This is a genomic window from Oceanimonas pelagia, from assembly GCF_030849025.1.
Lineage (GTDB): Bacteria > Pseudomonadota > Gammaproteobacteria > Enterobacterales > Aeromonadaceae > Oceanimonas > Oceanimonas pelagia.
On record NZ_CP118224.1, the window covers coordinates 1,275,876 to 1,300,126 of the forward strand.

The 24,251-nt window shown below is 64.3% G+C and carries 17 protein-coding genes; 14 read left to right on the plus strand and 3 right to left on the minus strand.

Annotated elements, in window-relative coordinates:
- Window positions 1-182 precede the first annotated feature (182 nt).
- From hrpA to PU634_RS06060, 3 genes are all read left to right on the plus strand, one after another.
- Entirely contained in the window at window positions 183-4,061 is a 3,879-nt protein-coding gene (hrpA, locus tag PU634_RS06050) for an ATP-dependent RNA helicase HrpA (RefSeq protein WP_371319623.1), read from the plus strand.
- A 233-nt stretch (window positions 4,062-4,294) separates the two neighbouring features.
- A complete protein-coding gene (gene rplY / locus PU634_RS06055) occupies window positions 4,295-4,582 on the plus strand; it encodes a 50S ribosomal protein L25 (protein ID WP_306763168.1) in 288 nt (95 codons plus the stop codon).
- 210 nt (window positions 4,583-4,792) lie between these two features.
- The gene (locus PU634_RS06060) at window positions 4,793-5,017 is read left to right on the plus strand and encodes an amphi-Trp domain-containing protein (RefSeq protein WP_306763169.1); all 225 of its coding nucleotides are present in this window, start codon (window positions 4,793-4,795) and stop codon (window positions 5,015-5,017) included.
- On the opposite strand, the gene yegD is transcribed toward PU634_RS06060, so the two are convergent.
- On the minus strand, window positions 5,008-6,366 hold the full coding sequence (yegD, locus tag PU634_RS06065) for a molecular chaperone (protein ID WP_306763170.1): 1,359 nt from the start codon (window positions 6,364-6,366) through the stop codon (window positions 5,008-5,010). The two genes, PU634_RS06060 and yegD, sit on opposite strands and share 10 nt — an antisense overlap.
- Window positions 6,367-6,537: 171 nt before the next feature.
- Here yegD and PU634_RS06070 point away from each other — a divergent pair, with 171 nt between their 5' ends.
- The 8 genes from PU634_RS06070 (at window position 6,538) to PU634_RS06100 (ending at window position 11,258) form a co-directional block, all read left to right on the plus strand.
- Window positions 6,538-7,752, plus strand: coding sequence for an IucA/IucC family C-terminal-domain containing protein (locus PU634_RS06070; RefSeq protein WP_306763171.1), 1,215 nt, complete (start codon window positions 6,538-6,540; stop codon window positions 7,750-7,752).
- Window positions 7,753-7,831: 79 nt separating this feature from the next.
- Window positions 7,832-8,224, plus strand: coding sequence for a DoxX family protein (locus PU634_RS06075; RefSeq protein WP_306763172.1), 393 nt, complete (start codon window positions 7,832-7,834; stop codon window positions 8,222-8,224).
- Window positions 8,225-8,296: 72 nt separating this feature from the next.
- Window positions 8,297-8,803 carry a DUF3087 domain-containing protein gene (locus PU634_RS06080; RefSeq protein ID WP_306763173.1) on the plus strand — a complete coding sequence of 169 codons (507 nt, stop codon included), beginning with the start codon at window positions 8,297-8,299 and terminating at the stop codon, window positions 8,801-8,803.
- A 3-nt stretch (window positions 8,804-8,806) separates the two neighbouring features.
- Window positions 8,807-8,902 carry a DUF3565 domain-containing protein gene (locus tag PU634_RS06085; RefSeq protein WP_306763174.1) on the plus strand — a complete coding sequence of 32 codons (96 nt, stop codon included), beginning with the start codon at window positions 8,807-8,809 and terminating at the stop codon, window positions 8,900-8,902.
- Window positions 8,878-8,997, plus strand: coding sequence for a DUF3565 domain-containing protein (locus tag PU634_RS17225; protein WP_371319624.1), 120 nt, complete (start codon window positions 8,878-8,880; stop codon window positions 8,995-8,997). Before PU634_RS06085 ends, PU634_RS17225 begins: the two co-directional genes overlap by 25 nt.
- An 11-nt stretch (window positions 8,998-9,008) precedes the next feature.
- Window positions 9,009-9,359 carry a GlpM family protein gene (locus tag PU634_RS06090; RefSeq protein WP_306763175.1) on the plus strand — a complete coding sequence of 117 codons (351 nt, stop codon included), beginning with the start codon at window positions 9,009-9,011 and terminating at the stop codon, window positions 9,357-9,359.
- A gap of 85 nt (window positions 9,360-9,444) precedes the next feature.
- On the plus strand, window positions 9,445-10,422 hold the full coding sequence (locus tag PU634_RS06095; RefSeq protein WP_306763176.1) for a hypothetical protein: 978 nt from the start codon (window positions 9,445-9,447) through the stop codon (window positions 10,420-10,422).
- Between the two features lie 14 nt (window positions 10,423-10,436).
- Window positions 10,437-11,258: a mechanosensitive ion channel family protein gene (locus PU634_RS06100; RefSeq protein ID WP_306763177.1), complete on the plus strand. Its 822-nt coding sequence runs from the start codon at window positions 10,437-10,439 to the stop codon at window positions 11,256-11,258.
- Window positions 11,259-11,306: 48 nt separating this feature from the next.
- Here the strand turns inward: PU634_RS06100 and PU634_RS06105 are convergent, their stop codons facing one another.
- Window positions 11,307-13,094 (minus strand): BCCT family transporter, encoded by a 1,788-nt coding sequence (locus PU634_RS06105; protein ID WP_306763178.1) that lies wholly within the window; start codon window positions 13,092-13,094, stop codon window positions 11,307-11,309.
- Between the two features lie 221 nt (window positions 13,095-13,315).
- On the opposite strand from PU634_RS06105, the gene recC reads away from it, so the two are divergent.
- Genes recC through recD form a run of 3 tightly spaced genes read left to right on the plus strand, consistent with a single transcriptional unit; the run spans window position 13,316 to window position 22,337 of the window.
- Window positions 13,316-16,729 carry an exodeoxyribonuclease V subunit gamma gene (recC, locus tag PU634_RS06110; protein ID WP_306763179.1) on the plus strand — a complete coding sequence of 1,138 codons (3,414 nt, stop codon included), beginning with the start codon at window positions 13,316-13,318 and terminating at the stop codon, window positions 16,727-16,729.
- Window positions 16,726-20,340 (plus strand): exodeoxyribonuclease V subunit beta, encoded by a 3,615-nt coding sequence (gene recB / locus PU634_RS06115; RefSeq protein WP_306763180.1) that lies wholly within the window; start codon window positions 16,726-16,728, stop codon window positions 20,338-20,340. Before recC ends, recB begins: the two co-directional genes overlap by 4 nt.
- Window positions 20,337-22,337 (plus strand): exodeoxyribonuclease V subunit alpha, encoded by a 2,001-nt coding sequence (recD, locus tag PU634_RS06120; protein ID WP_306763181.1) that lies wholly within the window; start codon window positions 20,337-20,339, stop codon window positions 22,335-22,337. The genes recB and recD overlap by 4 nt, the downstream gene beginning before the upstream one ends.
- 70 nt (window positions 22,338-22,407) lie before the next feature.
- Here recD and PU634_RS06125 read toward each other — a convergent pair whose 3' ends face one another.
- Complete coding sequence (locus PU634_RS06125) at window positions 22,408-24,240, minus strand: ABC transporter ATP-binding protein (RefSeq protein WP_306763182.1); 1,833 nt, start codon at window positions 24,238-24,240, stop codon at window positions 22,408-22,410.
- Window positions 24,241-24,251 lie beyond the last annotated feature (11 nt).

The following is a 24,251-nucleotide window of genomic DNA, read 5'->3' on the forward strand; positions in this document are numbered from 1 at the left end:
CTGCCCTGTGGTGAAAATGTGCCCGCCAAAGCTGACGTGAAAGACAGAAATCCGGGTGTCAGGCCCGGCTTTCTGGCTGAGCAGCCCGATCCGGGACACTGCATTCAAACACCGGTTTCTGCTAGACTGCGCGCCAGATTTTTTGGCAGAAACATGTTGATAAACAAACAGGGGTGTTGAGTTTGGCGCAGTCGGTTGAACAGTTGCAGGCAAGGCTGAAGGAGTGCAGGGGCGCGGAGCGCGGGCGGTTTCGCCGCCGGCTGCAGGGCGTGGCAAAGCTGAATGAAGGCAAACGGCAACAGGTGCTGGAGAAAATCGCCCTGGAAATGGCCACCTCCATGGCCGAGCGCAGCCGCCGGCAAGCGTTGCTGAACAGCCCTATTACCTATCCGCCCCAGCTGCCGGTCAGCGACAAGCGCGACATCATCAAACAGGCCATTCAGGACCATCAGGTGGTGATCATTGCCGGCGAAACCGGCTCGGGCAAAACCACCCAGATCCCCAAAATGTGCCTGGAGCTGGGGCTGGGGATTGATGGCACCATAGGCCACACTCAGCCCCGGCGGCTGGCGGCGCGCAGCGTGGCCACCCGTCTGGCTCAGGAGCTGGGTTGCGAGCTGGGCGAGCGGGTCGGTTTCAAGGTGCGCTTTAGTGATCAGGCAAGCAGCGAGACCCAGGTCAAGCTGATGACCGACGGTATTCTGCTGGCGGAAATTCAGCAGGACCGTTGGCTGCGCCAGTACGACACCATCATTATCGACGAAGCCCACGAGCGCAGCCTTAACATCGACTTCATTCTGGGCTACTTGCGTCAGCTGCTGCCCAAACGGCCCGATCTCAAGGTGATCATCACCTCCGCCACCATAGATCCGGAGCGCTTCTCCAGGCACTTCAACGACGCCCCCATTATCTCGGTGTCGGGCCGCACCTACCCGGTGGAGCTGCGCTACCGGCCGCTGGTGGACGACAACAACCGGGAGCGGGATCAGCTGCAGGGCATTTTCGATGCGGTGACCGAACTCACCAGGGAAGGCCCGGGTGACATTCTGATCTTCATGAACGGCGAGCGGGAAATTCGCGACACCGCCGACGCCCTGCGCAGGCTGGAGCTGCGCCATACCGAAATTGTGCCGCTGTTCTCGCGGCTGTCGAACGCCGAGCAGAACCGTATTTTTGAATCCCACTCCGGCCGGCGCATTGTGCTGGCCACCAACGTGGCGGAAACCTCGCTCACCGTGCCCGGCATTCGCTACGTGATCGATCCCGGCACTGCCCGCATCAGCCGTTATTCCTACCGCACCAAGGTGCAGCGGCTGCCCATTGAGCCGGTGTCCCAGGCCAGCGCCAACCAGCGAATGGGGCGCTGCGGCCGGGTAGAGGCGGGCATCTGCGTTCGCCTGTACAGCGAAGAAGACTTTTTAAACCGGCCGGAATTTACCGATCCCGAAATTCTGCGCACCAACCTGGCCTCGGTCATTTTGCAGATGCTCTCTCTGGGGTTGGGCGACATTTCCGCCTTTCCCTTTGTGGAAGCGCCGGAAAAGAAACACATCTCCGACGGCATTCGCCTGCTGGAAGAGCTGGGCGCGGTGCAAAACGAGAACAACGAGCTCATCCTGACCCCGCTGGGGCGGGATTTGTCCCGGCTGCCGGTGGATCCGCGCCTGGGCCGCATGGTGCTGGCGGCCCGCGACCACGGCTGCGTCACCGAGGTGATGGTGATCACCGCCGCCCTCAGCATTCAGGACCCCCGCGAACGCCCCCTGGACAAACAGCAGGCCGCCGCCGAAATGCACCGCCGCTTTGCCGACAAGGACTCGGACTTTGTGGCCTGGATCAACCTGTGGAACTACCTCAAGGAGCAGCAAAAGGTGCTCAGTGGCAACCAGTTCCGCAAGCAGTGCATGAGCGAATTTCTCAACTACCTGCGGGTGCGGGAGTGGCAGGATATTTACAGCCAGTTGCGGCTGGTGGTGCGGGAGCTGGGCTTTGCCCTCAACAGCACCCCCGCCGGTTACGACAGCCTGCACCGGGCCCTGCTGACCGGCATGCTCAGCCAGGTGGGGATGCGCGACGGCGACAAAAAGGAAATGCTGGGCGCGCGCAATGCCCGCTTTGTGCTGGTGCCGGGCTCGGCCCTGGCCAAAAAGCCGCCGCGCTGGCTGATGGTGGCCGAGCTTACCGAAACCCACCGGCTTTATGGCCGCACCGCCGCACGCATTGATCAGCAGTGGCTGGAAGAGGCGGGGGCCCACCTGCTCAAGTCCAGTTACAGCGAGCCGCACTGGTCGAAAAAGCAGGGCGCGGTGATGGGCTATGTGAGCAAGACCCTGTTTGGCCTGCCGGTGGTGGTGCGCCGCCGGGTCAACTATTCCGCCGTGGACCCCAAACTGTGCCGCGAGTTGTTTATTCGCCATGCCCTGGTGGAAGGGGAGCTCAGCACTCGGCACGAGTTCTTTCACCACAATCAGGCGCTGCTGGAGCAGGCCGAGACCCTGGAGCACAAGTCGCGTCGCCGGGATCTGGTGATCGACGACGACACCCTGTTCCGCTTTTACGATGAGCGCCTGCCCGCCGACATTGTGTCCATCCGCCATTTCGACAAGTGGTGGAAAACCGCGCGCAAGGCCAACCCGGAGCAGCTGCACTTTACCGAAGAGATGCTGCTCAGCGAGCGTGCCGGTGCCGTGACCACCCGCGACTACCCGGATGCCTGGCAGCACGACGGCCTGAACCTGCCCCTGGACTATCAGTTTGAGCCGGGCAAGGAAGAAGACGGCGTGACCGTGCGCATTCCGTTGCCGCTGCTCAACCAGGTGGCTGCCGAACCCTTTGAGTGGCAGGTGCCGGGCCTGCGCCGGGAGCTGCTGGTGGCGCTGATCAAGTCCCTGCCCAAGCCCATGCGCAAGCACTTTGTGCCGGCGCCCAACTTTGCCGAGGCGCTGCTGGCGGCCATGACCCCATTCGAGGGCCCGCTGCTCGACCAGATGGAAAAACACCTGCGGCGCATGACCGGCGTGACCGTGCCTCGTGAAGACTGGGACTGGTCGGCCCTGCCGGCGCACCTCATCATGCGCTTTGCGGTGGTGGACGCCGACGGCAATACACTTGCCACCGGGCGGGATCTGGAAAGCATCAAGCTCAGCCTGCAGGGCCAGGTGCAGACCGCGCTCACCCAGGCGGTGGACGACGATCGCTTTGAGCAGGAAGGCCTGCTTACCTTTCCCGCCAAAGCCATTCCGCAGACCTTTGCCGCCAAACGGGCCGGGTTTGAGGTTAAAGCCTACCCGGCGCTGGCGGATCAGGGCGACAGCGTGGCGCTGCAACTGTGCGAAGACGAAGCCAGCCAGGCCCGGACCATGTGGGACGGCCAGTGCAAGCTGTTGCAGCTGCAACTGCCGTCGCCCATCAAGTACCTGCAGGACAAGCTGCCCAACAAGGCCAAGCTGGGGCTCTATTTCAACCCTTACGGCAAGGTACTGGATCTGGTGGACGACTGCATTCGCGCCGGCATTCATCAGCTGATGCGTGAGCACGGCGCGCCGGCCTGGACCCCGGCGGAATTTGAAACCCTGAAAAACAAGGTGGCCGGCGAGCTCAACCCCACGGTAGCGGCCATTGCCCTGCAGGTGGAAGAGGTGCTGAGCCGGGCGCAGGCCATTAAAAAACGGCTCAAGGGCAAGATAGATCTGGCCATGGCCATGGCCATGTCGGACATTCAGGCCCAGCTCGACGGCCTGATTTACCGCGGCTTTGTCACCGACACCGGCGCCGAGCGGCTGAAGGATCTGTGCCGCTACCTGGAGGCGTTAAGCCGACGGCTCGACAAGCTGGGCATAGATCCGCACCGGGACAGGGCACACCTGCTGAAAATCCAGAACGTGCAAACCGCCTACCAGGCCCTGCTGAAAAAGCAGCCCAGAGGCAAGCCGCTGGACCCGGAGGTGAAAGCCGTGCGCTGGATGATTGAAGAGCTGCGGGTGTCCTACTTTGCCCAGACCCTGGGCACCCCTTATCCGGTGTCGGACAAGCGCATACTGCAGCAGATAGAAGCGCTTTAAAGCTGGAAGTCGTTAGCTGGCCTTTTGGTCAAACAAATCGCCAAAAAAGAGGGCGCAATGCGAAGCATCAGTGTGCACTGACCGACGGCAGTGCACTGCTCTGCAAACGATAAAACGCCAGGCTTCCGGCTTCACAGCTTGCCCCGTCAGGGGCTGCGTGTTACCATCCGCGCGCTTTTATCAAGGCAAAGGCCGGTCGCAGCCTTTGTCATTAACCTCAAAGAGAGAAGATTATGTCATTTGTATTTGAAGCCGAAGTGCGTTCTGACCTGGGGAAAGGTGCGAGCCGCCGCCTGCGTCATGAAGACAAAGTGCCTGCCATCGTTTACGGCGGCAACCAGGAGCCGGTAGCCATTGCTCTGGACCACAAAAAAGCCATCATCGCTCAGGCCGACGACGCCTTCTACAACGAAGTACTGACCCTGGTTATCGATGGTCAGGAAGTGAAGGTGAAGGTGCAGGACGTTCAGCGTCACCCCTACAAGCCCAAGCTGGCTCACCTGGACTTCGTTCGCGTTTAAGCGCAACGAGCCTCAGAAAAAACCGCCGCAAGGCGGTTTTTTTGTGCCTGTCATGTCATGCCATGCCAGTTGCGATAAACCAGTAACCTAACATGAGCCTTGTTTGGTGATATGGGAGAGCTTCAGCCAGGCTGCTGCAACTACCCTTTGAGCCTGTCAGGCGGGGTGACCAGACCTGGACTTTCCCATGAAGAACAAGGAAGCAACATCATGAGTACAAAACCGGAAAGAGATATTGAAAAAGCCTATTCCACACCGGAATTTGTGGCAAAGCTGCGACGTCTGGCTGACGCACTGGAGCGTGGTGAAAAGTTTGAAATACAGATAGCCGGCGAACGTGTCTATGTTCCCGTTCGTGCCAAATACAGCATTGAGCACGAGCGGGAAGGTTCAGAAGAAGAAATTGAGTTTCAGATTAAATGGACTCATGAATAAATTTTCTCGGCCCAGCGGGTGAGGCCGGCGGTGACACTGCCGAAGTGATCGCCAACCACTATGGGGGTGTGCTCAAACTGCTGTTGCAGAAACCGGTTCAGTACCGGGGAGCGGGCGGTGCCGCCGGTGACAAAGACCACTTCGGGCTTGGTGCCGGCCTGAGCAATGGCCTCGGCAATCAGCGTGGCAATGCGGTTCAGCTCGCGCTGGCAGGCCCGGGCAAAGTCGTCCCGATCCAGCCGAATGGTCAGCTCCTGGTCGATGTCGGACAACCCAACCTGTTGCGCGCTCTGCTCGGTGAGCGCAATCTTGCCTTGCTCGGCGGCATTCACCACCCGGTAGCTGAGCCTGTTTTTTTGCATGGTCAGCAGCCGGTTTACCAGCTCGGGCTGGGCGGCATCGCGCACCAGTTGTTGCAGAAAGCGGCCGTTGGCGGCGCTGTAGAACTCGGTTTGCAGGTTGATGTCGTTAATGGCCACCGCCTGCCAGTAGCTGTGTACCGGTATGGCCTTGCCGGTTTTCAGCAGGCTATTCAGGCCAAAGGCCGGCATCATGCCTTTCAGCGCCAGGGCAATGTCAAGGTCGTTGCCGCCTACCCGTTCGCCGCTGTGGCTTAACAGATCCGGGCCGCGATCCTGTTGCGCGGCCCGCTTTGGTCCCATCAGCAGCAGGGAACAGTCGGTGGTGCCGCCGCCAATGTCCACCACCAGCACCCGGGTTTCCCGGCTCAGGCCGGCTTCATATTCAAAGCCCGCCGCTACCGGTTCAAACTGGAACTCCACGTCCTTGAAACCCACCCGTTTGGCGGCATGGGTGAGAATGGCGAGGGCCTGGCGGTTGCTTTCTTCCCCCCGCAAACCCTGGAAGTTCACCGGCCGGCCAATCACCGTCTGGGTGACGGTGCGGCCCAGGGCGGCTTCGGTGAGCGTTTTCACGTTGCTCATCATGGCCGCCACTATGTCTTCAAACAGTTCAATTTGCTGCGGCATCAGGCCGCTGGCGCCCAGAAACGACTTGGGCGACTTGATGTAGTAGCCCTCATCGGGCGCTTGCAGGTAGCTGGCCAGGGCATCGCGGCCAAAGGCCAGCTCGGCGGGAATAGCATCCAGCGCCAGCTCCCTCAGGGCGGCCTGGCCTTGTTGCAGTGCAATGGTGCGTTGCCGTTTGAAGGTGTCCTGCTCGGCCGCGGGCAGCCGGCCATGCAGCCAGTTGACGATTACCGCGCGGCTCGGGGCATACAGGTTCGAGGCGATATAGCGGCCATGGCTGCCCAGCGGCAGAATGGTCGGGTGATTGCCTTCCATTACGCCGACGGCGCAGTTTGATGTGCCGTAGTCAAATCCAATCATAGCGGGCCCCAAAGCAAAAAAAGGCCGCGCAGCATACCGGCATATGCCGCCTCAGGCAAGGCGCCTGCCGTCTCATTACGGCGAAGGAAGCGCGAGTTGTCCATGGCGCCGGCAGGGCTTGCCGAATAGACTTGGCTCATCAGTGTGCGCGAAACATTCGGTGCCAGGCCCATGATCCCATCATTCATTTATGCCGATCGCTATCGCAATGAAGGTACTCGCAGCTACAGTCGCCATGCCGCCTACACCGAGGCCGCGAAGGCCTACCGGCCCGATGCCGATCACGCGGGCTTTGCATTGCCGGTGTTTGCGCTGCCCCGGGCGCAGCTGAAGGTCTATGCGGCCAATCCGGCGCCGGCCCTGCTGGCGTACTATCTGAACGATCATCAGGGGCTGTTTTGCCTGCACCCGCAGGTGCTGGCAGAAAAGCGTGCCGATCCCTACGTGCAGCATACCCTGGCCCGGGGAGCGCCCCGGCCCGGCATGGCGGTGGTGCCCAGCTCGTCATCCCGTACCCTTTATGTGCAGGGTGCGGCGATCCCCCATGCGCTCAAGGTGCATTTTCCGTTTCGCGTGTCCCGCTATGAGCGGAAAATGCGCGACGAGGTGATAGAGCAGGCGATCAATGTCTCCCTCGAGCTGGAGCGGGGCACAGGGCGGCTCGATCATCACTTTGCCTTTTTACGGGAAGTACTGGGAGTGGTGCATCAGCGCCTGGCCAACGACAGGGCACGTGGGGAAAACTGGGGCTATCTGGTGCGGGAGATGACGCCCTTTCCGCCGGCACCGGACAGACGTGGCCTGCTGCCGGGCTTTGCTCTCTATGGCCGGGACTTTTACGATCCCGGGGCCCGGCCGCTGCTGTTTGAACTGATTGGCGAACAGGAGCCGTGCCGCTTTGTGCTCGACCACATTCTGCTGCCCGTGGTGCGGCACTGGGTGAGCTGTTTTCGGCAATTTGGCTTTTTGCTGGAGCCCCATGGCCAGAACCTGTTGCTGGAGCTGAATGCTCGGCACCGGATCACCCGGCTGGTGCACCGGGATCTGAGCGTGGGCATCGACATGCGCCGGCGCCGGGACCTGGGGCTGTGCAGTGATCACCTCAACCATTACAACCGCATGGAAAGCGGCGCCTTTCACAGCATTACCTACGACAAGTTCATGGGCAGCCATTTCTTTGATCGCATTGTGGCCGAGTGCCTGGCGGAATATGCCGGCCTTGCCCGGGAGGACTTCTGCGGTCCCTGCCGGGAAGCGTTCGCGCACGCTTTTCCCGAGCATGAGCGCTATCTGCCGCGAACCCAGTGGTATTTCAGCGAACGACGGGATCGATACCACAAGCCGCTGTACCGGAACACCGGCCGGCCCCCCGAGTGGCGGCCCTGATGGTGGCTGCATTTTCACTTGCGCCGGGTCGTTAAAGGCACTTGTATTGATACAGGTGATCACATCAAGGAGAAGAGTCATGGACAGTCTGTTGAGTGCCTGGCGCCCCCGGGTGCTGAGTCTGGTGCGCATGGTGACGGCGTTTTTGTTTATGCAGCATGGCGGTCAGAAGATTCTGGGCTTTCCGGCTCCGGCCCGGGGCGAGTTTGAGCTGTTTTCGCTGATTGGGGCGGCCGGTGTGCTGGAGTTGTTTGGTGGCGCCCTGCTGCTGGTGGGGCTCTATACCCGACCGGTGGCCTTTGTGCTGTCGGGGCAGATGGCCTTTGCCTATTTCATTGCCCATCATCCGCAGGGGTTCTGGCCGCTGAACAACGGCGGTGAGCTGGCCATCATGTTCTGCTTCGTGTTCTTTTATCTGGTGTTTGCCGGCGGTGGCAGCTGGAGCCTGGATCGCGTGCAACGCCGGCGCTGAGCAGAGAGGGGTGGGAAGAAGAAACGGCCGTGTCTATAATGCGGCTGTTTTTTTAAATTTTTTCAGGTGGTTATGAAGCTTAAAGAGATTGACAAGCGCCGTTATCGCGGCCATCTCAACCGGGTGTTCATTGGCTCGGCGCTGGCCCTGGCGGCGTTCAGTCTGGGCATCGCTCAAGTGTTGATCGCCCTGTTTCCCGACGCCGACGGCAGCCATTTTCACTGGAACCTGCTGGGGGTGGTGGCCGGTGCCCTGCTGGTGGGAGCCGGGCTCAGCCGTTTGCGCCGGCACCCTTTCATGACCGAAGTGGTGTACGTGTGGGAGCTGAAGCAGCAGCTCAACAGAATAAGCCGCAGGCGCCGCCAGCTGGAGGCCGCCGCCAAGGAGGGAGACGCCACCGCCATGCAGGTGCTGCAGTTCTGCTACGCCGGCTCGCGCCAGCTGTGGCAGCTGGACGACAACACCATAGTAATGGACGAGCTGGCGGTCAAACAGACCGAGCTCCACAACCTGGCCGGGAAGCACGGTGTCACCCTTGATGCCGGCGCGTATCACCCGTCCATGCTGGAGCGGTTTTAAGCCATGCAACAGGCCATGGTGGGGTTTCAGCAGGACGAACAAGGTGACTGGGTGGCCCGGCTGGCCTGCGGCATGTGCGTCACCAGCCGCCCTTTGTAAACCGCCCCTGGGTGGTCACCGCCGAAGGCCGAACGGCCATGCTGGGGGTTCGGCTTGACTGCAAAAAGTGTGATCGGAACGAACCGGTTATCTGACGGGAGGAAAGGTGCTGTCGCTGTTTTTCAAGTCGTTGCTGGGGGCGCTGGCGGTGTTGCTGATTGCGCTGTTGTCGAAAAGCAAAAGCTTTTTCATTGCCGGTCTGGTGCCCCTGTTTCCCACCTTCGCTCTGATTGCCCACTACCTGGTGGGCACGGAGCGCACCCTGGCGGACCTGCGGGTGACCGCCCTGTTTGGACTCTATTCCCTGTTGCCCTATGCGGCCTATCTGCTGGCGGTGTACTGGCTCAGTTATCGTTTCGGCCTGCTGGCTACCCTGACCCTGGCCACTCTGGTGTGGGGGCTGTGCGCAGCCGGTCTGCTGCTGGCATGGATGCGGCTTTATTCCGAGGTGGCCTGAGCAGACTCCCTATACTGGTGGTATTACGGCTGGCGCACGAGCCGGCCTGACACCCCGGTAACATGCCTGCACAAGGAGCTGCGAGATGGCCGGCAACACGCACTGGCGACTGATTACGCCGGATCAGTATCACTGCCCCGAGCCGCCGGCCAGCACCCGGCTGCAACGGGGCTGGCACCGGCTGCAGCGCCTGCTGGGTGTGGCCGGGCGGCCGAATGATGACAATGCCGGCCAGCTGCCCGATCACGGTGAATTTAACCGTTTGCCCGCCATCAGAGCCCTGGACGCCTTTCTTAAAGGCTGGCCGGGAGACAGCCGGGAAGTACGCTTTTTGCTGGATCCGCCGTTCAGTACCACCGCCAGCATCGCGCGGGACTGGGCCGAATGGCGGCAATGGCCGAGGTTGACGCCGCCCACCCGGGCGCAACTGAACGAGGCTAATGTGATGGCCTGGTGGCAGGGGCAGCAGGTGCGCGGCCCCTGGCTGATTGACGATCTCGCCCGTTATTTTCTGCGCACGGCCCGGGGCATGGTGTTTTTGCGCCGGCTGCTGGTGCTGCTGGTACAGGGGGCGTTCGGCACCGGCCTGGTGGTGTGCAACAGCTGGACCTACCGGTTTGTGGTGCAGGGGTTTGAGCCCGGGATCGGCGCCGTTTATTGCTTTGCGCCGGCCTCGGCCGCCTTGCTGCGGGAGCTGGGGGTGAAGGGAACCGAGCGGCAACTGGCACGGCTGGCGGCGCGGGCCAGAGGCAATGCCGGCGTGGCGCTGGCGTTGTGGGGCGGACAACACGAGCAGCAGGCACTGCCCCAAATACCGGTCTGGGCGGATGATAATGCCGCTTTTATCCTTTATGCCCTGTTGCTGCACCGGGGGCTGGATGAGCCAGGTCTGCAGCAGGTGCTGCCCATCATGGCGCCGGAGCGGCTGGCTGCCCGCCTGTTGCGGCTGGCCGGTGCCGGTCTGGTGCAGCAGAACAGCACAGGCTGGCAGGTGAGCCCGGCGGCCTATGGTGAGGTGCGCGAGTTTCTGGCCGGGCGGGAGCACGGCCTGGATGACTTTTAACGCGGGGTAATGTCATGGATGCCGAACAACTGACCCGTTTGTTTCGCCGTATCACACCGGCGGTGCTCACCGAGCTGGCGCTGGTGGTGCTGGTGGCGCTGGCGCTGGCCTGGCTGATACAAACCCTGTTGCCGCGGCTGGCCACCCGGCTGCATGGCCGGCGCCGGCACTGGGTGCTGGCGCTGATCCCCACGCTGCGCATTCTGGTGGTGCTGGTGGCCATCGGCTGGGTGATCAGCCTGGTGATCGAGCCCTCGCTGCGCAACATGGTGGCCATTCTGGGGGCCGTTGGTCTGGCCCTGGGTTTTGCCCTCAAGGATTATGTCAGCAGCCTGTTTGCCGGCGTGGTGGCGGCCTATGAACGGCCCTACCGGCCCGGTGACTGGATAGAGGTGGACGGCTGCTACGGCGAGGTGCGCCATATCGGGCTGCGGGCTCTGGAAATGGTGACCCCCGACGACACCGTGGTGGTGGTACCCCATTCAAGGCTGTGGAACGGGCTGATCCGCAATGCCAACAACGGCGATGCCAGCCTGATGTGCGTGGCCCGCTTTTACCTGGCGCCGGAGCACGATGCCCACCAGGTGCGCCGGCTGCTGCACGACGTGGCTCTGTCCAGTCCCTACCTCAAGCTCAGCCGGCCCGTGCTGGTGGTGATGGAGGATCATCCCTGGGGCAGCCGCTACCGTATCAAGGCCTACCCCCTGGATCCGCGCCAGCAGTTTTTGTTTATCTCGGATCTCACCGCCCGGGGCAAGGCCGCCTTGCTGGCCATGGGCGTGGAGTTTGCCCGGGTGGAGGCCATGGCCCGGGGCGGGGAGAGCAATGCGGGGTAAAAGCCGGAAGCGGCAAGCAAAATATACGCTTCCGGCTTTCGGTGCCGGCTACACCTTCAGCGGGGTGATCTTGTCTTCCGTCTGTCCTTCCTGCTGCTGACGAAGCTCCTCATATTCGGCCTGCTGAGCCAGCACCGAGCCTTCCGGCGCCTGCGAGGTTTCGCCCTGCTCCCAGGGGGCCGATTGCGGCAGCGCCTCGATATGAATGGTTTTCAGGGAGTAATCGGGCTGGTAGTGCAGATCGTACTTGGCGGCCCGAATAATCGATACCATCATCATGGCCATGATCACAATGAGCGGTGCCCCGGCGAAGATGGAGGCGGTCTGCAGGGTAGACAGGCCGCCCAGGAACATCAGCACCGCCGGCATAAAGCACAGGGTAAAGGCCCAGAACAGCCGGTTCCAGCGGTGGGGCTCGCCGTCCACTTCCCGCTGTACCACAGAGGCCAGAATGTAGGAAATGGAGTCAAAGGTGGTGGCGGTAAAGATGATGGCCAGCAGGGTGAACACGGCGATCATCAGCCAGCTCATGGGCAGGGTGTTCAGCACCGCAAAGATCGCCGCCGTGGGGCTTTGCTGGTTGAGAATGGCCACAATGTCGAGCCCGCCCGACAGCTGCAGATACAGGCCATAGTTGCCCAGCACCACAAAGAACACGGCGCAGCCCAGGGAGCCGAAGAAAATCGAGCCCACCACCATCTGGCGAATGGTGCGGCCGCGGGAGATCTTGGCAATAAACAGGCCCACCGTGGGCGCAAACACCAGCCACCAGGCCCAGTAGAAAATGGTCCAGTCCTTGGGAAAACGGGTTTCCTGAAAGCCGTGCTCGGCAAAGGGGCCGAACGACTCGGTCCAGGTCATCATGGTGATCATCTGGGTCAGGGAGCGGCCAATGCTTTCCAGCCCGGTATTGAGAATAAAGCCGGTGGGGCCGGCAAACAGCACCACCGCCAGAAACGCCAGCGCCAGATAAAAGTTGATGTTGGAGAAGAACTGAATGCCGCTTTTCAGGCCGCGCCAGGCGCTGTAGGCGAACAGCGCCGTGGTGCCGAGCAGCACCAGAATGCGGCTCCAGGCATTCACCGGCACGCCAAACAGTTCGTGCAGGCCCTCGGTCACCATGGGCGAAGCCAGCCCCAGGGTGGTAGCACCGCCGCCGATCATGCCGAACACGAAGAACACGTCCACCAGCTTGCCCCAGTTGCTGGTGGCGAACTTCTCGCCAAACAGCGGTGCCAGGCTCTGGCTCACCTTGAGCCGGGGCGAATTGCGCACGTGGGCGAAGTAGGCGATGGGAATGGCCGGAATCAGATAAATCGACCAGGCCACCGGCCCCCAGTGAAAAATGCCGTAGGTGGCGGCCCAGCGAATGGCCTCGGGGCTGCCGGCTTCCAGGCCAAAGGGCGGGCCCTGATAGTAGTAGGCCCACTCAATGATGCCCCAGTACAGGATGCTGGCGCCAATGCCGCCGCAAAACATCATGGCCGCCCAGGAGCCGTTGGAGAATTCCATTTCGTCTTCGGGCTTGCCCAGCTTGATGTTGCCAATATCCGAAAACGAAATGTAAATCACGAACAGCACCGCGGTAACGCCCAGCGCTAGGTAGAATACGCCAAAGGTGTCGGTGATCCAGGTCTTGGCCTGGGCCACCCAGTCGGCGCCCTGCTCGGGATAGAGCACCAGGGGCAGGGTCACGGCGGCAAGAATGAATAGAACCGAAAAGAAAGTGAAGCGGTCAATGCGGGTATCGGGAACATGATCCGGCCCGAGCGGATGCCGGGGCAGATCTTTGTCAAAGCTTCCCAAATGGATGCTGTGTTGCGTTTTTGCTGTCATTCAATGACTCCCTGTTATTGTTATTCGCTGCTCCGGATGCATCATGCGCCGGTAAGCCGGTGATCCGGCAAACAAAAAAACCTTTGGATTGTAACCTTTTTCTGCGGCTTGGCAACGCCGGCGCCGGCCGGCCGAATGTTCACCAGGGGCGCCGGCAAGGCTTAATGTCATGTTCATTCGGCACTATGATAGACGTCACGCACGGGAAACAAGGACTCGGAATGCATAACGATAATGGCCTCGGCCCCGGCCTGATGGTGGTGCACGGCAACCACCTGGAAGCGCTGCGCGAGCTGGCGGTGACCTGGATGCGGCGCTATCCGCTGGCGCCGCTCGAAAACGAAGTGATACTGGTGCAGAGCAACGGCATTGCCCAGTGGCTCAAGCTGGCGCTGGCCGAGCACCGCAGCGGCGGCATTGCCGCCGCCGTGCAGGTGGAGCTGCCGGCCCGCTTCCTGTGGCAAGGCTACCGGGCCGTGCTGGGCAGCCACAGCATTCCGCGCCAGTCGCCGCTTGACAAGGCGCCGCTCACCTGGCGGCTGATGCGGCTGCTGCCGGCGCTGGTGAGCGAACCGGTGTTTGCCCCCCTTGCGCGCTTTTTGCAGGACGACGGCGATGGCCGCAAGCGCTATCAGCTGGCCGAGCGGCTGGCGGATCTGTTCGATCAGTACCAGGTGTACCGGGCCGACTGGCTGGCGGCCTGGGCGGACGGCAACAACGTGATGATTCACGGTCGCCGGGGCGAGCAGCCGCTGGATGAGGCGGTATTGTGGCAGCCGGCGCTGTGGCGCGCCCTGCTGGCGGATGTGGGCGAGCAGGAGCTGGCCGGCAGCCGCGCCGGGGTGCATCCGCGCTTTGTGGCGCATTTGCGCAATTGCGAACAACGCCCCGCCGGGCTGCCGCGCCGGGTGGTGGTGTTCGGCATTTCCTCGCTGCCGGCACAAACCCTTGAAGCACTGGCGGCCATGGCCCGCTTCAGCCAGGTGCTGCTGTGCGTGCACAACCCCTGCCAGCATCACTGGGGCGATATCGTGCCCGATCAGGACCTGTTACGGCACCAGTACCGCCGCCATGCCCGCAAGGCCGGCCAGGCGCCGGGGCTGAATGCGGTGGAGCTGCACCAGCATGCCCATCCGCTGCTGGCGGCCTGGGGCAAGCAGGGGCGGGATTACATCAACCTGCTCGACAGCCTGGACGATCCCGACAGCTACCGGCAGCGCTTTAACGCCATCGGCAGCCGTATCGATCTGTTTGACGACGGCGACACCGGCCATTTGCTGGGCCAGTTGCAGGACGACATTCTCAACCTGCGACCGCCGGCGGAAAGCCGCGCCCACTGGCCGCCCCTGATCCGGGAACAGCTCAGCATTGAATTTCATGTGGCCCACAGCGCCCAGCGCGAAGTGGAAATTCTGCACGATCAGTTGCTGGCCCGCTTTTCCGCCGATGCGACCCTGCGTCCCCGGGACATCATCGTCATGGTGCCCGACATCAATGTTTACGCCCCCCATATTCAGGCGGTGTTTGGCCAGTATGAGCGTGACGACGACCGTTTCATTCCCTATACCCTGGCGGATCAGGGCAGCCGGGGCAGCGAGCCGCTGCTGATCGCCCTGGAGCATCTGTTGCGCCTGCCCGAGAGCCGGCTGCCGGTGAGCGAGGTGCTGGATTTGCTCGACGTGGCCGCCCTGCGCCGGCGCTTTGGCATTAAAGAGGCGGACTTGCCGGTGCTGCGCCGCTGGATCGAGGGCGCCGGGGTGCGCTGGGGCCTGGATGCCCGCCGCCGGGCCGGACTGGGCCTGCCCGCAAGTCTTGAGCAGAACACCTGGCGTTTTGGCCTGCGGCGCATGTTGCTGGGCTACGCCGTGGGGGCGGGGGAGGCCTGGGCCGGCATTGAGCCCTACGACGAAATCGGCGGCCTGGACGCCGCCGTGATTGGCCCGCTGGTGAGCCTGCTCGATGCCATCGACGCTCTGCACGATGTGCTGGCCGAGCCCGCCCCCGCCGCTGACTGGTCGGTGCGGCTGCTGGCGCTGCTGACGCGGTTTTTTGAACCCGACAGCGAACGGGAACAGGCGCTGATGGCCGGCCTCACCGACGCCCTGGAGCAATGGCAGGAGCTGTGTGCCGGGGTGGATCTGACCGAGCCGCTGCCGCTTACCGTGGTGCGCGAAGCCTGGCTGGGGGCGGTGGATCAGGGCCGGCTCAGCCAGCGCTTTCTGGCCGGGGCGGTGAACTTCTGCACCCTGATGCCGATGCGCGCCATTCCCTTTCGCCGGGTCTGCCTGCTGGGCATGAACGACGGTGACTATCCGCGCAGCGTTACCCCCCTCGATTTTGACCTGATGGCCGGTGACTACCGGCCCGGGGATCGCTCCCGCCGGGAAGACGACCGTTACCTGATGCTGGAAGCCCTGCTCTCGGCCCGGGAAGGACTTTACATCAGCTGGGTGGGGCGCAGCATTCGCGACAACGGCGAGCGGCCGCCCTCGGTGCTGGTGGGCCAGCTCAGGGATCACCTGAGCGGCTGGCGGCTGGCAGACGGCGGCGAGCTGCTCGATGCCATCACCACCGAGCATCCGCTGCAGCCCTTCAGCCGGCATTACTTTACCGCCGGCAGCGGGTTTACCAGTTATGCCCGGGAGTGGGCCCGGAGCGAGTGTCAGCCCGTGGCCGACACCGCGCTGCCGCCCTGGCAGCCCGACGGCCCGGTGGCGCTGGAACAACTGCAGCAGTTTCTGCGCCAGCCGGTGGCCAGCTTTTTTTCCCGCCGGCTGAAGGTCATTCTGGATGAAACCGCTGCCGCCGGGCTGGACGAGGAGCCCTTTGCCCTCGATGGGCTGGAGCGTTATGGGATCAAGCGCGAACTGCTTGAGAGCGCCGCCGGCGCCGAAGACACAGACGCCGCCCTGGCCCGGGCCGCGGCCCGGCTGCAGGGCCAGGGCCGGCTGCCGCTGGCGGGCTTTGGCGAGCGTCTGCGGGCGGAAGTGCAGGCGGCGCTGCCGGAGCAACTGGGTCGTTATCATGCCCTGTGCCATGCCTGGCCCGAGCGGCTCGCATCGCCCTTGCCCCTGGCGCTGGTGCACCACGAGCTGCGTCTGGAAGGCTGGCTGGGTGGCCTGCGCCGAAGCGGTGAGCGGCTGGCGCTGATCGAGCTGCAACCGGGAGAGCTGCAGGGCGGTAACAGCCTGCGCTGGCACCGGCTGCTGCGCACCTTTGTGGCCCAGACGGTGGCCTCCGCCTGCGGCATTGAACTCGGCCTGTATGTGGTCGGGGAAGACCTGACCCTGCACGGCGCACCGCTGCCGCAAGAGGATGCCCAACGCATCGTGCAGGGCTGGCTGGAGGCCCTGCAGGCGGGCATGACGACACCGCTGCCGGTGGCGATGAAAACCGCCGTGGCGGCCCTTGAGCAAGACGACGACGGCAAGGCGTTGCAGGCGGCCCGCAAGGCCTATGAGGGAGATGGCTACCACCATGGGGGGGAGCGCTCGGAGAGCGGCGCCCTGGCGCGCCAGTTTCCCGACTTTGACGCTCTGGCCGCCGATGGCACCTTTGCCGCCTGGTGCGAGCGGCTGTACCGGCCGCTGCTGGAGCATGGTCCGCAACCGCTGTCACAGGAGACTTCATCATGAGCGCATCGCGTCCGCTGGCGCTGACCTTTCCCCTGCATGGCAGCCGGCTGATTGAGGCCAGCGCCGGCACCGGCAAGACCTTCACCATTTCGGCGCTGTATTTGCGCCTGGTGCTGGGCCACGGCGGTGAGCACGGCTTCGCCCGGGAGTTGCTGCCGCCGGAAATTCTGGTGGTCACCTTTACCGAGGCCGCCACCCAGGAGCTGCGGGATCGCATACGCGCCCGGCTGGTGGAGGCGGCGGCGGTGTTTCGCGGCGAGGCCAACGGCGACGAGCTGCTCATTACCCTGCGGGATGACGTTGACCCCGAGCAGTGGCCCGGCTGTGCCCACCGCCTCGACATTGCCGCCCAGTGGATGGACGAGGCGGCGGTGTCCACCATTCACGGCTGGTGTCAGCGCATGCTGCGTGAGCACGCCTTTGACAGCGGCAGTCTGTTTACCCAGACCCTGCAGACCGATCACAGCGAGCTGCTGGCGGAAGTGGTGCGCGACTACTGGCGCCGCCAGTGTTACCCGCTGGCAGGCACGGCCCTCGACTGGGTGATGGCGCAGTGGAAAACCCCGAATGAATTGCTGCACGCCCTGCGGCCGTTGCTGCACGAGCCCGGCGAGGCCGAGGGCGAGCTGGGCGAGCTGCTGGCACAGAGTCTGAGGGAGCGTGCGCAGGCGCTTGCCGCGCTCAAGGCGCCCTGGCGAGCCTGGCTGGATGAGATTGAGGGGATTCTGCAGGGCGCGATCGCGGCGAAACAGGTGCACGGCAAGTGGCTGCAGGCCAGGCGGACCGAGGGCTGGCTGGCCGCTCTGCGCGCCTGGACCGACGGTGACGACATCGCCTTGCCGCTGAGTGAGGCGGCGGTTTACCGGCTGACCCCGGAGGGCATTACGGAAGCCTGGAAAGACACGGCCCAGGCGCCGGGCCACCCCGCCTTTGACGCCATGCAGACCCTGCCCGCGCAGCTGGCGGCTCTGGCCGCGCCGCTGGAGGCGCCCCTGCGTCATGCCGCCGCCTGGGTGCGCCGGCGCTTTGAACTGGAAAAACGCCGCCGGGCCGAAATGGGTTTTGACGACATGCTTACCCGGCTCGATGAGGCGCTGGCGGGAGAGAACGGGCCGCGGCTGGCGGAGGTGATCCGGCGGCAGTTTCCGGTGGCGCTGATCGACGAGTTTCAGGACACGGATCCGCTGCAATACCGTATTTTCGACACCATTTACCGCGTGGCGGACAACAGCCCGGACAGCGGCCTGTTCATGATCGGTGATCCCAAGCAGGCCATTTATGCCTTTCGCGGCGCCGATATTTACACCTATCTGTCGGCCCGGGCCGCCACCGAGGGGCGTCATTACAGTCTGGACACCAACTTTCGCTCGTCCCGGCCCATGGTGTCGGCGGTGAACCGGCTGTTTGAGCGGGCCGAGGCCCATGCCGACGGCGCCTTTCTGTTTCGTGACGGCCACGACAATCCGTTGCCCTTTGTGCCGGTCAAGGCGCGGGGCAGGGGGGAACAGTGGTGGTGCGAGGGCGCACCGCAACCGGCACTGACCCTGTGGCAGCTGGACAGCGACGACGGCGCACCCATGTCCGGCAGTGCCTATGTGGAGCAGATGGCGGCGCGCTGCGCCAGCCATATGACCCATCTGCTCAACCTGGGCGGCGCCGGTCGGGCCGGCTTTGCCGGTGAGTGCGGGCTGGCGCCGGTGCAGCCCAGCGACATGGCGGTTCTGGTGCGCAGCTTTCGCGAGGCCCAGGCCATACGCACCGCGCTGGCGGCCCGGGGCGTGCGCAGCGTGTATCTGTCCGACAAGGACTCGGTGTTCGCCAGTCCCGAGGCCGGCGATCTGCTGCACTGGCTGCGCGCCTGCGCCGAGCCGGAGCAGGATGGCCGGCTGCGGGCGGCGCTGGCCACCGCCACCCTGGGCCTGAGCCTGGCGGAGCTGGAGCGGCTCAATCAGGACGAGCGCCACTGGGAGGCCAGAGTGATGCAGTTTCGCGACTATCGCCGGATCTGGCAGCGCCAGGGGGTGCTGCCCATGGTGCACCGGCTGTTGCACGACTTCGGCCTGCCGGGCCGGCTGTTGCGGGCCACCGAGGGCGAGCGCAGCCTTACCAACCTGCTGCACCTGGCCGAACTGATGCAGCAGGCCGCCGCCAGCCTCGACGGTGAACAGGCGTTGATCCGCCACCTGGCCGAGTGCATGGAAGGGGAGCGCCAGGCCGCCGACGAGCAGGTTCTGCGGCTGGAAAGCGATGACGCCCTGGTGCGGGTGGTGACCATTCACAAGTCCAAGGGGCTGGAATACCCGCTGGTGTTTCTGCCCTTTATCTGCTCGTTCCGGGAAAGCGGCAGCCGGGGCGGCCCGGTGCAGTTGCACGAGCATGGCCGCAAGCGGCTGGTGCTGAGCCCCGGCGAGCAGCAAAAGGCCCGGGCCGAGCGGGAGCGGCTGGGCGAGGATCTGCGTTTGCTTTATGTGGCGCTGACCCGGGCCCGCCACGCCTGCTGGCTGGGGCTGGCGAACATTCGGGTGGGCAATGCCAGGGCCTCGCGCCTGCACGACTCGGCCATGGGCCGGCTGCTGGGGGGCGGGGCCGTGCTGACCGGATCGCTGCATGACTGGCTGGGGGAGCTGGCCTGTGAGCACACCGCCCTGTGCCCGGCGCCCGAGGTGAACGAAACGCCGCTGCTGAGTGCCGGGGCCACCCCGGCGGCGCCGGTGTGGGCCACCCCGGCCCGGCCCGCCGCCGAACACTGGTGGATTGCGTCCTACAGTGCGTTGCTGGACCGGCATGATGCCGGCAAGCGCTTTGACGATGCCGCCCCGGAGCGGCCCGAGGCGGGCAAGGCCGGTGACGACGATCTGCAACGCCCCTTTGTGCCGCTGCGCCCCGGTGAAACCCCCAGCCTGCACCGCTTTCCCCGCGGACCGGCGGCGGGTACCTTTCTGCACGGCCTGCTGGAGCTGGCGCTGAACGAGGGGCTGGCCGGCCAGCCCGAGGCGCTCGCCAGCCAGCTGGCCCGGCGCTGCCAGCTGCGGGGCATGGCGGAGTGGGCCGGGCCGCTGACCGACTGGCTGCAGGGCCTGCTGGCCACGCCCCTGTTTGCGCATGGCCCGGCGCTGCAGGGGCTGGCTTGCTTTCAATCGGAAATGGAGTTCTGGCTGGAGGTGAGCCGGGTGCCCATTGCCGAGCTGGATGCCCTGGTTCGACGCCATATTCTGCCACAGCAGGATCGCCCGGCGCTGGCCCCGGGCCGGCTCAACGGCATGCTCAAGGGCTTTATCGATCTGGTGTTTGAGCATGATGGCCGCTATTACGTGGTGGATTACAAATCGAACTGGCTGGGCCCGAGTGACGCCGATTACACAGGGACGGCCATGGCAGCGCAGATCCTTCAGCACCGTTACGATCTGCAATACGTGCTTTATGTGCTGGCGCTGCATCGTCAGTTGCTGCTGCGCCTGCCCGGTTACGACTACGACACCCACATGGGCGGAGCCCTGTATGCCTTTGTGCGCTGCCCCGGCGCGGTGTTTGCGGATCGGCCGCCCCGTGAACTGATAGACACCCTGCATGGGCTGTGCGGTGGTGAACACCCCGAGGAGACATTGCCATGATCACCCCCCATACTCCGGCCGGCGAGTTGCTGGCGCTGCTCGATCGCTGGGTGGAGCTGGGCTGGCTGCGCCCCCTGGACCGGGCGCTGGCGGGCTTTTTTGCCGAGCAGCAGCCCGAGGCCGGGGCGGGAGTGCTGCTGGCGGCGGCCCTGGCCAGCCATCAGCTCGGCCATGGCCATGTGTGCCTGGATCTGGCCGCCACCCTGGCCGAGCCCGACTTTGCGTTGTCGTTGCCGCCGGAAGGGGAAGAGGGCCTGGCCGATGCCTGGCTGCCCTCAACCCGGCTGGCGGCCCTGACCCTGGCCGACTGGCTCGAGGCGCTGTCTGCCAGCGAGCTGGTGGCCGCCGCCGGTGAACCGGCCCGGCCGCTGGTACTGAGTGGCGAACGCCTGTATCTGCGTCGTTACTGGAGTTACGAGCAGGGCGTGGCGAAGGCCCTGGCGGCGCGCATTCACGACGACAGACCCGTGCCTGACGATTTGCCCGAGTGGCTGGAGCGGTTGTTCCCCGAGCCGCTGATGCTCCATGGCGAGCGCCAGACCGACTGGCAGAAACTGGCCTGCGCCCTGGCGGCGAGCAGCGGCTTTACCCTGATCACCGGCGGCCCGGGCACCGGCAAGACCACCACAGTGGTGCGCCTGCTGGCGCTGCTGCAGGGCACCGCCGCTCAGCCGCTGCGTATTCGGCTGGCGGCGCCCACCGGCAAGGCGGCGGCCCGGCTGACCGAGTCCATCGGCGCCCAGGTGGCTTCGCTGCCGGTGAATGACACCGTGCGTGCCCATATTCCCACCGAGGTGAGCACCCTGCACCGGCTGCTGGGCAGCCTGCCCGACAGCCGGCATTTTCGCCACCACGCCGGCAATCCGCTGCCGCTCGATGTGCTGGTGGTGGACGAGGCCTCGATGATCGATCTGGAAATGATGCACAGCCTGCTGGCGGCGCTGCCGGCCCATGCCCGGCTGCTGTTGCTGGGCGACAAGGATCAGCTGGCTTCGGTAGAAGCGGGGGCGTTGTTGGGGGATCTGTGCCGTCACGCCGAGCAGGGTTTGTATACCCCCGAGCGCCTGGCCTGGCTGGAAGCGGTCAGCGGCGAGAAGGTGGCGCACCCGGCACTCGAGGCCGGCGAGCCCGGCCGCCACGGTCTGGCCCAGCGCATTCTGATGTTGCGCCATTCCCGCCGTTTCGCCGGCGGATCCGGCATTGGCCGGCTGGCGGAAGCGGTGAACCGCCAGCAGCCTGCAGCCGCCCGGGCATGGCTCGACGGCCATCAGGAGGTGGCCACGGTGCGGCTCAGGGGTGAGCAGGACCGCGCCCTTAACCGCCTGCTGTGTGACGGGCGGGGCGAGGCCGCGGGCTACGGCCATTATTTGCGGCGGTTGCGCGATGAACGGCCCGCCGCCGGCACGGCCTTTGACGACGCGGCCTGGAGCGAGTGGGCGGGCACCGTGCTCACCGCCTTTGACCGGTTCCGGCTGCTGTGTGCGGTGCGCCGAGGCCCCTGGGGGGTGGAAGGCCTGAATGAGCGCATTGCCGGGCTGCTGCACCGGCGCGGCCTGCTGGAAGCCGACAGCGGCTGGTATGAAGGCCGGCCGGTGCTGGTGACCCGCAATGACTACGGCCTGGGGCTGATGAACGGCGACATCGGCATTGCCCTGCGCCTGCCCGAGGAAGACGGCCGGCTGGTGCTGCGGGTGGCCTTTCCCCGCAACGATGGCAGCGGCGGGCTGCGCTTTGTGCTGCCCAGCCGGCTGGGCGACATGGAAACCGTGTTCGCCATGACGGTGCACAAGTCCCAGGGCTCGGAGTTTGCCCACACCGCGCTGATCCTGCCCGAGACACTGAACCCGGTGCTGACCAAGGAGCTGCTCTACACCGGCATTACCCGGGCCCGGCACTGGTTCACCCTGCTGGAGCCCAGGGCCGGCGTGTTTGAGCAGGCCATCGCCCGGCGGGTGGAACGGCGCAGTGGCCTGCTGGAAAGCCTGATGGTGCCATGACGGCCGTACTGTTCGTTGCCGCGTTCGGTGCGGCAACGGGCCGGCACGGCGCCGTTTCTGAAGGGAGCGGTTATGCCGGTGGCGTGTCGGCCAGAAAGCCGCCGGTCTGGTGGTTCCACAGCTGGGCGTAGAGGCCGTTCCGGGCCAGCAACTGCTGGTGCGAGCCCTGCTCGACGATGCGGCCTTTCTCGATCACCACCAGGCGATCCATGGCGGCGATGGTGGAGAGCCGGTGGGCGATGGCGATCACCGTTTTGCCCTCCATCAGCTGGTACAGGCTTTCCTGAATGGCGGCCTCCACCTCGGAGTCCAGTGCCGAGGTGGCTTCGTCCAGCACCAGAATGGGGGCGTCCTTGAGCAGCACCCGGGCGATGCCGATGCGCTGGCCGCCCGAGAGCTTGATGCCCCGCTCGCCCACCTGGGCGTCGTACCCCCGGTGGCCGTCCTTGTCTTCCAGGTGTTGAATAAACCCATGGGCGTGTGCCCGGCGGCTGGCGGCCATCATTTCCTCCTCGGAGGCGCCGGGCCGGCCGTAGACAATGTTTTCCCGAATGGAGCGGTGCAGCAGGGAGGTGTCCTGGGTCACCATGCCAATCTGGCCGCGCAGTGAATGCTGGGTCACCGTGGTGATGTCCTGACCGTCGATGGTGATGCGGCCGCCTTCCAGCTCGTGCAGGCGCAGCAGCAGGTTGACCAGGGTGGACTTGCCCGCCCCGGAGCGGCCCACCAGGCCGACCTTCTCACCGGGTTGAATGTCCAGGTTAAAGTTCTCGATCACCGGCTGGTCGCGGCCATAGTGAAAGGTGACGTCCTGGAAGCGAATGGCGCCCTGGCGTACGGTCAGTTCACTGGCGCCGGCCTTGTCTTCAATGGTGACGGATTTGGACAGGGTGTTCATGCCGTCGATCACGGTGCCGATGTTTTCAAACAGGGCGCCAATTTCCCACATGATCCACTTGGACATGCCCTGCAGCCGCAGCGCAATGCTGATGGCCACGGCGATCACCCCCACGGTGACGGTGGCGTTCATCCACAGCCCCACCGACAGGGCGGTAATGGTGAACAGCAACAGGTAGTTGATGGCGTCCACGCTCAGCACAAAACGGGTGGCCAGGCGCATCTGGCCGTAAACGGTGGTGAGAAAGGCCTGCATGCCCTGTTTGGCATAGCGGGTTTCGGCGTCGGCATGGGCGAACAGTTTGACCGTGGTGATATTGGCATAGCTGTCGACAATGCGCCCGGTCATCATGGAGCGGGCGTCGGCCTGGGCGGTGGCGATGCGTTTCATGCGCGGCACAAAGTAGCACTGAATGCCCACATACAGCAGCAGCCAGAGCAGAATGGGCAGCATCAGCACCAGATCCGAATGGCCCACCATCACCAGCATGGAGACCAGATAGACGGACACGTAAACCAGCACGTCGAGCAGCTTCATCACGGTTTCCCGCACCGCCAGCGCCGTTTGCATCACCTTGGTGGCGATGCGGCCGGCGAACTCGTCCTGATAAAAACTCATGCTCTGGTTCAGCAGGTAGCGGTGCGCCAGCCAGCGAATGGCCATGGGATAGTTGCCCAGCAAAGACTGGTGCATCAGCATGGCGTGGCTGAAGGCCAGCAGCGGCAGGACCAGCAGTACCAGCACGCCCATGAAAATGAGGGTATTGCGCTCTTGCGCCCAGAACGACTCGGGGCTATGGCTGGCCAGCAGATCAACCAACTGTCCCATAAAGCCGAGCAGAGAGACCTCGACAATGGCCAGCAGGGCGCTGAGCAGGGCCATGGCCACCAGGGGCCATTCAAAGCCACGGGTGTAGTGGCGGCAAAAAGCATACAGCCCCTTGGGGGGCTGAGCGGGCGCTTCTTCGGGGAACGGCCGGGTCAGGCCTTCAAACAGTTTGAACATGGGGGCGGTCA

Coding starts and splice junctions, on each gene's coding strand:
- rplY (WP_306763168.1), top strand. CDS start 4,295: ATGTCATTTGTATTTGAAGCCGAAGTGCGTTCTGACCTGGGGAAAGGT.
- PU634_RS06100 (WP_306763177.1), top strand. CDS start 10,437: ATGGATGCCGAACAACTGACCCGTTTGTTTCGCCGTATCACACCGGCG.
- PU634_RS06105 (WP_306763178.1), bottom strand. CDS start 13,094: ATGACAGCAAAAACGCAACACAGCATCCATTTGGGAAGCTTTGACAAA.
- PU634_RS06075 (WP_306763172.1), top strand. CDS start 7,832: ATGGACAGTCTGTTGAGTGCCTGGCGCCCCCGGGTGCTGAGTCTGGTG.
- recD (WP_306763181.1), top strand. CDS start 20,337: ATGATCACCCCCCATACTCCGGCCGGCGAGTTGCTGGCGCTGCTCGAT.
- recC (WP_306763179.1), top strand. CDS start 13,316: ATGCATAACGATAATGGCCTCGGCCCCGGCCTGATGGTGGTGCACGGC.
- PU634_RS06085 (WP_306763174.1), top strand. CDS start 8,807: ATGCAACAGGCCATGGTGGGGTTTCAGCAGGACGAACAAGGTGACTGG.
- PU634_RS06095 (WP_306763176.1), top strand. CDS start 9,445: ATGGCCGGCAACACGCACTGGCGACTGATTACGCCGGATCAGTATCAC.
- PU634_RS06080 (WP_306763173.1), top strand. CDS start 8,297: ATGAAGCTTAAAGAGATTGACAAGCGCCGTTATCGCGGCCATCTCAAC.
- PU634_RS06125 (WP_306763182.1), bottom strand. CDS start 24,240: ATGTTCAAACTGTTTGAAGGCCTGACCCGGCCGTTCCCCGAAGAAGCG.
- recB (WP_306763180.1), top strand. CDS start 16,726: ATGAGCGCATCGCGTCCGCTGGCGCTGACCTTTCCCCTGCATGGCAGC.
- PU634_RS06060 (WP_306763169.1), top strand. CDS start 4,793: ATGAGTACAAAACCGGAAAGAGATATTGAAAAAGCCTATTCCACACCG.
- yegD (WP_306763170.1), bottom strand. CDS start 6,366: ATGATTGGATTTGACTACGGCACATCAAACTGCGCCGTCGGCGTAATG.
- PU634_RS06070 (WP_306763171.1), top strand. CDS start 6,538: ATGATCCCATCATTCATTTATGCCGATCGCTATCGCAATGAAGGTACT.